The organism is Marinococcus halotolerans DSM 16375 (assembly GCF_000420725.1).
Classification (GTDB): Bacteria; Bacillota; Bacilli; order Bacillales; family Marinococcaceae; genus Marinococcus; species Marinococcus halotolerans.
In genome coordinates this window covers 36,336-43,098 of the sequence record NZ_ATVM01000024.1, presented here as the reverse complement: position 1 = coordinate 43,098, position 6,763 = coordinate 36,336, and the positions used below count along the sequence as shown (strand labels likewise).

Sequence of the window (6,763 nt, the reverse complement as noted above, 5' to 3'; positions counted from 1 at the left end):
GTTTTGGTCGATGTCATCGTACCGTATCAACGGGGATTCTGTCTCTTTTTTATCGATAATGGAAATAATTGTTAATAAATCCGCAACATAAAAGAACCGCAGGTTTTTCTCTCTAAAATAATGAAGCTTTTAGGAATAACTTGAAGCAAAAAGGGAATTTAGCACCAGAAATAGAAATCAGTAATACACTTGCATAAACCCCCTGAAATAAGAAATTTATTAACCTGCGGAGGAGAGTGTGTATTATGATGGGCGTCGAAATCGATATGGTGGTCACCGACAGTTTAAAAGCCCTGAAGCTGTATGAAAAAATATTTGAGATCGAGATCGTAGAGGCTTCGAACTTTTCCCGGGGTGAAAACGAAGCTATCTTCACGCTGTACGATGTCCCTTTCCATCTGCTGGATGAAAACCCGGCCTTCCATTTGACCGCCCCCACCCCGGATGATCCGAAAACACTCTGGTTTAACATTACAGTTCCAGACATCGATGAGACCTATGCCAAAGCCATCGACGCAGGCTGCAGTGAAGTGCAGCCGGTCACGAATCTCCCTGACCACGGCGTGTCGAATGCTATTTTTATGGATCCCTTCGGCTATATTTGGATGTTGCACCAGGTGTACGAGGAAGTGAGTTTGGAAGAGCGCAAGCGGCTCTGGGAGGAAAAACGGGCGAATTAATAATGAAGCAGCCATTATTTTGCAAATATTGGAAAAACCGCGTCTTTGTTAGACACGGTTTTTCTATGTTTTTTATGCTATCAATCACTGGAATAATAAAATGAATATGTTATAAGTCCCGGGAATCGTTCGATTCAAATTTTGACAGCTTCGTATTGATCTCATGCAGCGACTCCTGCATTTTGAAGAATACAATCAGCAGTTCACAGTAGATTCTGGTAAATAACGGCCCGAGTACAAGAGTTATCAATCCAAGCAGTACCTGGGACCCCCCTCCAAAATCACTGGCAACACCCGCGCCTATTTGGAATATACCGATCAAAATCGACAGACCCACTCCGATAAAAAAGATTATTTTAATAATCATCGGTGTAATCATTTTATTAAAGTTTAAAAAACTATACATCTTCCCACCTCCTTTTGATAAATGCATGACTATATTACCACAAAAATTCCTTTTTTTATATCTGTTTCTGTGTTTCCTATATCTTTTATAAAAACTATAGCTCTAGTCTTTCTCCATACAAATAAAACAGCCGCTCCTTATTACACTTCTGGAAACGGCTGCTTTTTATATTTTCAAACTGCAGGATTTACCCGGTGAAAATATCGCCCTGCGGGTAGCGCACGTGCGTTTTTTTCGGCTTGGCCAGCGAAAAGGCGAGCGTTACCGAACCCACCCGGCCGATGAACATGATACCGATGATCACGACTTTTCCAATCGTGCTCAAGGATTCAGTGAGCCCCATCGTAAGACCGACCGTACCGAACGCCGAAAACACCTCGAACACAATTTGCTCAAACGGGGCCTGCTCGGTCAGCGCTAAAATAAATATTCCCGAAAAGACGACCGCGAACCCGAGCACCGTAATCGCAAGCGCCCGTTCAATAATAGCTGGAGCGATGCGGCGGCGAAAGGCGGTTAAATCTTCTTCGCGTTTAATATATTTTACCGCGGCCAGAACAATCACCAGAAACGTTGTCAGTTTAATCCCGCTTGCCGTTGAAGCGCTGCCGGCGCCGATAAACATGAGCATCATAATAAAGACAATCGTCTGAATCTGCATATCGGCAATGTTGACGGTATTAAAACCGGCCGTTCGTGGCGATACCGCCTGAAAATAGGAGGTCCACAGCTGCTCCCCAAGTGAAAGTGAGGTCGTAGTCTGCGGATTAATGTATTCAAACAAAAATACGATAGTCACAGCTGCAATATTCAGCACCAGCGTGCCGACGATCATCAATTTCGAATGCAGCGTCAGGGTGCGGAATTTCCGCTTTTCCCACACGTCATATAACACCGTAAATCCGATGCCGCCAATAATAAACGAAGAAGAAATCGCAATATTCACTGCCGGATTGCCGGCGTACTGCATCAGATTGCTGTCCCAGAGCGCGAATCCGGCATTGTTAAAGGCAGAAACCGCATGAAACACACTGTAGAACAGCCCCCTACTCCAGCCGTATTCCGGCACGCACTGGGTGGTAAGCGCGGCAGCTGCGAGGGATTCTACCGTCAGAGAAAAAATCACCAGGATCTTTACCAGCTTTACGACTCCGCCCATCGCCGGCTGATTCAGCGACTCCTGCACGAGGAGCCGGCTGCGCAGCCCGATACGTTTACCGAGCAGAAGCACAATAAACACCGTGACCACCATAAACCCGAGTCCGCCGAGCTGAATCATGACCATAATTACCGTCTGGCCGAACACCGTGAAGCCGTTACCCGGACTGATTGTCACCAGGCCGGTCACAGTCGTGGCAGACGCTGCTGTAAACAACGCATCAATCACACTGATCGGGGCCGCGGTGGACACCGGAAGCATCAACAGTACCGTCCCCGCTGTAATGACGACAAGAAAGCCCGAGGCAAGAATCTGCGGGGGCGTCATGCTCCGCATCAACCATGATAGAAAAGTCATTACACATCGCTCGATTCTGCAAAAGGTAGTACTGCGAATAAGGAACCATTTCTGGTTTGAAAAATATTCCTTCTGTTTTTTCTATCATACAAAAAACCCGCGCGTTTCACTAGCTTTTTTTATCTGGCGGTGCTGGCCTGACCGCTATCCTCCCAAAAAACAAAAAAACCTGAACCGTGAACACGTGTTTCTGTGTCCAGGCTTCAGGTTTTCATCATTCAAAGGCAGGCTTTCGTTACTCTGCTACAGCCGAGGCGGTAACAACCAATCTTTCCCTGTGAGTACCGGCATCGTTGTCAAACTCTCCGGTACATGTGATCAACTGCAGCGAACGCTCGCTGGAGGCTCCGAAAATCTGCTGAATCGGAGCATCGTCATACGGATAAGATGCTGCGGATTCCATTTTAAAAATAATCGTTTCCCCATGCTCGTCGGTAACTTCAATCAAATCTCCTTTGTTAAGCTTATCCAGGTGGTAAAATACCGCAGGACCGGAGCGGTCATTCACATGTCCTGCGATGACTGCATTTCCCTGCTGACCCGGCTTGAATCCCGGCGAAAACCAGCCAGTATCCCCACCGTTGTCCGGCACTTCCATTCCTCCGTTATCCGTATATCCCATATCGTCTACTTCCGCTTCTACGCCAATCGAGCTTATCCTGATTTCTGCCGGTGAAATAGACTGCGGCGATGAAGCTGTTTGTGTCTCTGCCCGCTCCTCTATCTCCGAAGCTTCCGCCCCTTCTATTGACGGTTCCGAAAACGTCGTTTCCGCTTCCGTGAATTCTTCTGAGCTTCCGGTTAAAAAAAGAATCAGGATAGCGAAGAGAATACTATGAAGTAGCGTCCGCGCGGCGGCGTGCATAGTATCCAGCCCCAAGACCAGCTGCTAACAGGCCAGCCAATACATACATCATTGTATTATCTGTTCCGGCTGCTCCAGTCTGCGGCATCTCCGAAGGCATACTCTCACTCGAAGGGGCAGCCAGTACAATAGCGTCAAGCTCAGGATCGCCTTCTGCAAAACCAACAGCAAGCACAGAATAATTCATGCCTTCCTCAAGCTCCGTACCAGCCAGATCAAGTACTACGTCCTCGGTTCCAGTCGGGCGTACTTCCAGGTCATAGGATCCGGCTTCCACTTCCATATAGTCCGTTACTCCGGTGAACGGGGCATCTTCAAACAAAATATCTCCGTCTGTTACCGCGACATCAACATTTGGAGCGTCAGGAGAGAAGTGGGCTACTCTGACGTTCGCCATTCCTTCTGCTGCTTCCTGATTGTCCTCAAGCACACTAAGCTCAATGTCTTCGAGCGTGTTTATGGCTGCAGCTGTATAAGCTTCGCCCTCTTCCACATCAAGCGTGCCGGACAATACAGGATCGCCTTCGCCTTCTTCACCTGCAGCAAATATCTCTACCTCGCGCTCCCCTTCCGGTACTTCCAAATAATCAGTTGCATCCTTGAAGGCCGCCCCTTCGACTACAGCCTCTCCATCAACATACACATCAACCTCGGGTGCATCAGGAGAGGCGTGCACAATTCTGACCATCCCGCTGTCTTCCGATGCGCCTTCTTCCGTATCGTGACTGTCGGCCAACGCTGTGCCTCCACCAGCGAAACTAAACACCAGCGCACCAGTTAACATGGATCCAGCAAGCTTCTTCATTTCTCCGCCTTCTTTCTGAAAAGAATGTGTTTCTCCGGGGCGGATACTATGCAACCAATTATCAGAAACATAGTTGGTCTACTATATCCCTTTTAGCGTTACTTCAAATGTAAATCTCACAATTTTCTAATAAATATTTTTGCGCTAATACACAGATTTCATTCCTCCCAGAACAGATCATCAAGCGTTTTGGAAAGTGCCCTGCAAATCGAAAGGCACAGCTGCAGGCTCGGGTTGTATTTACCGAGCTCAATCAGTCCGATCGTCTGACGGGAGACGCCGATCTGTTCGGCCAGCTCCTGCTGAGATAAATTTTTTTCCACCCGCGCCGCTTTTAATTTTAAATTTTTCATCTATGATCCTGTCCTTTTTATTCAGCATGTCTTGATTTTGTAAATACGTCGATCAAAAAAGCCAGCCCAATTAACAGCGGAATGTAAATCATAAGACTGCCGGCAGCCACCAGGAAAAAGTAATAGATGCTCTGCTCTGTTCCTTCTGCGTATAAAATAGCGCTACGCGTGCCGAAATAAAGAGAAATTGCCACGCCACCGGCACCTGCGCAAATAAAATTTTTCGCCGTCATCGGAATGTGGCTGCTGCGGTCGTGCATTTCCCGCTCGGCGCTGAAAATGTCAAGCTGCCAGCCACGGATCATATAATAAAGCGACGTAACAAATAGTATTGTAAGTTCCGGAACCATACCCGAATAAGCTTCAATCTCCATAAACTGCTTAACGAGAATCGACAGAAAGCAAAGACCCATAACGACTACAAATAGCTCCCGGTATATCTGATTTTTTGCCTGCTCCACCCGTTCATCCTTCAGCTTTGATTGAAACCACCGCATTTCCACCGCCTCCTTTTTCTTTTATTGTACAGTATAATTTACATTATGCAATATATATATTGCATTAATACTTCAAGCCAACAGCGTTTTTTCTCATGCATGTGAAAAAGCACCCTGTCGCCAGGATGCTTTACTCACGTTGGTATTAATAATTTGTATTACTGAATCGTTTTTAACAGCTCGTAAGCTTCCCGGTCGGATTCAGTATTTAACAATTGTTTACGGAAGGAATCATCCATCAGCTTCCTTGACAGCATCTGAAGTATTTTCAGATGATCCTCTCCCTGTCTTTCTACAGGGACAGCAATCATAAAGATCAGTTTTGCTTCTGTCTTATCTGCACTATCCCAATCGACTCCCTGCGTCTGCCTTCCAAAGGGGGGTTAATTTTGAAAAAAGCTATTGCTTCCTGCACTACTATATTAAATAAAATGGTTATTTTAAAGCAGGTGCTGTAATACTAAAAACTAATTTCAACTGTCAGGCTTTTGAGACCTGCCTCGTGGAAGCTCAAAAAAATAGCCTGCGCAGTACCCGGCAACAGGCCAGGTACTGCACAAGCTATGATTAGAAACGGACTACACTGGTAAAAATACGAAAACCAAGAAGTATTTAATGCATTTGTCCGTTCACTTTAACGTTTCACATCATTACCCTGATTTTCGACAAACTGAAGCACGTACGCTTCATCAAACTGATTGCTGTCGCCGTACACCATATGCTTCAAAACGCTCGAGCCGGTAGCAAAATCGACGATCTGCTGCGGGTTCCAGTCTTCCTGCAGGACGCCGTGCAGAATACCGGAGGCAAAGCTGTCCCCGCCGCCGACCCGCTCCAGCAGATCAAACGAAACGGTGGCGCTGGCATGGAGCCCGCTTCCGTCGTAGTAGTAGCCGGTCAGACTGTTCGAACTCGCCGAAGCCGCCGTGCGGTGCGTGCTTGCCATTAAGGAAATCTGGTACTCCCGGGCCGCCTGTTCGTAAAACCGCTCCAGCTGCTCCGGCGAAAACGCTTCGTCGCCCTCCATGCCGAGCAGATACACAAAATCCTTGTGGCCGATAAAACAGACATCCACGTATGGAAGAATGGCTTCGAAGGACGCTTTCGCCTCCTCCGGTGTCCACAGCTTGGCGCGGTAGTTGCAGTCAAAGCTCACATGCACCCCGCGGCTGGCCGCCTCCTGCACGGCTGTCATCGTGAGGTTATGCATGTCCGGGCCGAGCGCAGGCGTAATGCCGCTCACGTGAAACACGTCCACGCCGGAAAGCAGCTGCTCCCAGTCAAGATCAGCAACCACAAGCTCCCATACCGAGGACTCTGCCCGGTCGTAGATGACCTCTGCCGGCTTGACCGAATAGCCTTCTTCAACATAATACAGTCCGAGCCGACGGCCCTGGTCCACGACCGTATTCGTGTGCACGCCAGCCGACCGGAGCCGGCGCTTGGCGGCTTCCCCCATCGCATTTGCCGGCAGCGCCGTTAAAAATGAGGCGTCGTGCCCGAACTGGCCCATATTCATCGCCACGTTGGCCTCCGCGCCGCCAAAGTACGCGTGAAAATCATTCGTCTGAATCAGCCGCTGGTGGGACGGCGGAGTGAGCCGCATCATGATTTCGCCCATCGTCAGGATTCGCGCCATCG

8 protein-coding genes and 1 pseudogene are annotated in these 6,763 nt (G+C 48.3%); 1 reads left to right on the top strand and 8 read right to left on the bottom strand.

Annotated features, from left to right (window positions below):
- The first annotated feature begins 245 nt into the window (after positions 1-245).
- Positions 246-680 carry a VOC family protein gene (locus G548_RS0114270; RefSeq protein WP_022794830.1) on the top strand — a complete coding sequence of 145 codons (435 nt, stop codon included), beginning with the start codon at positions 246-248 and terminating at the stop codon, positions 678-680.
- A gap of 109 nt (positions 681-789) precedes the next feature.
- Here the strand turns inward: G548_RS0114270 and G548_RS0114265 are convergent, their stop codons facing one another.
- The 8 genes and pseudogenes from G548_RS0114265 to G548_RS0114230 form a co-directional block, all read right to left on the bottom strand.
- Positions 790-1,086 (bottom strand): DUF4282 domain-containing protein, encoded by a 297-nt coding sequence (locus G548_RS0114265; protein WP_022794829.1) that lies wholly within the window; start codon positions 1,084-1,086, stop codon positions 790-792.
- 187 nt (positions 1,087-1,273) lie between these two features.
- Complete coding sequence (locus G548_RS0114260) at positions 1,274-2,602, bottom strand: TrkH family potassium uptake protein (protein WP_027847442.1); 1,329 nt, start codon at positions 2,600-2,602, stop codon at positions 1,274-1,276.
- Between the two features lie 235 nt (positions 2,603-2,837).
- Positions 2,838-3,467, bottom strand: coding sequence for a class F sortase (locus G548_RS18350; protein ID WP_022794827.1), 630 nt, complete (start codon positions 3,465-3,467; stop codon positions 2,838-2,840).
- On the bottom strand, positions 3,436-4,272 hold the full coding sequence (locus G548_RS0114250) for a DUF4397 domain-containing protein (RefSeq protein ID WP_022794826.1): 837 nt from the start codon (positions 4,270-4,272) through the stop codon (positions 3,436-3,438). Before G548_RS0114250 ends, G548_RS18350 begins: the two co-directional genes overlap by 32 nt.
- 158 nt (positions 4,273-4,430) lie before the next feature.
- Positions 4,431-4,625: a helix-turn-helix transcriptional regulator gene (locus G548_RS0114245; RefSeq protein WP_022794825.1), complete on the bottom strand. Its 195-nt coding sequence runs from the start codon at positions 4,623-4,625 to the stop codon at positions 4,431-4,433.
- A gap of 17 nt (positions 4,626-4,642) precedes the next feature.
- On the bottom strand, positions 4,643-5,122 hold the full coding sequence (locus tag G548_RS18345; RefSeq protein ID WP_051143878.1) for a DUF6773 family protein: 480 nt from the start codon (positions 5,120-5,122) through the stop codon (positions 4,643-4,645).
- 158 nt (positions 5,123-5,280) lie between these two features.
- A pseudogene (locus G548_RS19070) lies at positions 5,281-5,499 on the bottom strand (PTS sugar transporter subunit IIA); the annotation flags it as partial.
- A gap of 257 nt (positions 5,500-5,756) precedes the next feature.
- Positions 5,757-6,761, bottom strand: coding sequence for a sugar kinase (locus tag G548_RS0114230; protein ID WP_022794822.1), 1,005 nt, complete (start codon positions 6,759-6,761; stop codon positions 5,757-5,759).
- Positions 6,762-6,763: the final 2 nt, after the last annotated feature.

What these genes read in the sequence shown, in the direction of transcription:
- G548_RS0114270 (WP_022794830.1), top strand. Translation starts at nt 246, where the DNA reads ATGATGGGCGTCGAAATCGATATGGTGGTCACCGACAGTTTAAAAGCC.
- G548_RS0114265 (WP_022794829.1), bottom strand. Translation starts at nt 1,086, where the DNA reads ATGTATAGTTTTTTAAACTTTAATAAAATGATTACACCGATGATTATT.
- G548_RS0114260 (WP_027847442.1), bottom strand. Translation starts at nt 2,602, where the DNA reads ATGACTTTTCTATCATGGTTGATGCGGAGCATGACGCCCCCGCAGATT.
- G548_RS18350 (WP_022794827.1), bottom strand. Translation starts at nt 3,467, where the DNA reads ATGCACGCCGCCGCGCGGACGCTACTTCATAGTATTCTCTTCGCTATC.
- G548_RS0114250 (WP_022794826.1), bottom strand. Translation starts at nt 4,272, where the DNA reads ATGAAGAAGCTTGCTGGATCCATGTTAACTGGTGCGCTGGTGTTTAGT.
- G548_RS0114245 (WP_022794825.1), bottom strand. Translation starts at nt 4,625, where the DNA reads ATGAAAAATTTAAAATTAAAAGCGGCGCGGGTGGAAAAAAATTTATCT.
- G548_RS18345 (WP_051143878.1), bottom strand. Translation starts at nt 5,122, where the DNA reads ATGCGGTGGTTTCAATCAAAGCTGAAGGATGAACGGGTGGAGCAGGCA.
- G548_RS0114230 (WP_022794822.1), bottom strand. Translation starts at nt 6,761, where the DNA reads ATGGCGCGAATCCTGACGATGGGCGAAATCATGATGCGGCTCACTCCG.